Origin of the sequence: Flagellimonas abyssi, from assembly GCF_019457905.1 — a bacterium.
GTDB lineage: Bacteria > Bacteroidota > Bacteroidia > Flavobacteriales > Flavobacteriaceae > Flagellimonas > Flagellimonas abyssi.
Genome location: NZ_JAHZSV010000106.1, coordinates 1 through 425 on the forward strand (window position 1 = coordinate 1; position 425 = coordinate 425).

General features: G+C 40.7%; 1 protein-coding gene. It reads left to right on the plus strand.

Features of this window, described 5'->3' with window-relative positions:
- Positions 1 to 237: 237 nt before the first annotated feature.
- On the plus strand, positions 238 to 425 hold a 188-nt coding region (locus K1F36_RS20015), incomplete at its 3' end, for an Arm DNA-binding domain-containing protein (protein WP_258539165.1).

The following is a 425-nucleotide window of genomic DNA, read 5'->3' on the forward strand; positions in this document are numbered from 1 at the left end:
AAGTCTGCCACCCCGACAGAAATGGTTTTTTTAGCAACAAATTAAACCATAAATTATTGAAAACCAGAAAATTAATTTTTTCTGGTTTTTTTTGTGCCCATCTGAAACCAGGGAGAAAGGTGTCCTATAGGGTGTCCTATTTTAATCGGGATGGATTTCGTATCTTGACGTTCATGATTCGATATTTCGTGTGATTTGACTTTCGCTTAACGGATTGTTCCACTAAAAGCGAAACACATGGAAACCTCTAAAACATTCAGTATCAGCTTTTGGCTCAAGAAAACGGCCAAAAGGAAAAACGGGCTTGTTCCCATCTATGCCCGGATCAAGGTCGATGGGATTCCCTCGGACCTCAGTATCAAGCGCACCACTTTGGAAGATCATTGGTGTCCTAAATCAAATAGATTGAACCCAAGGGTAAAGGG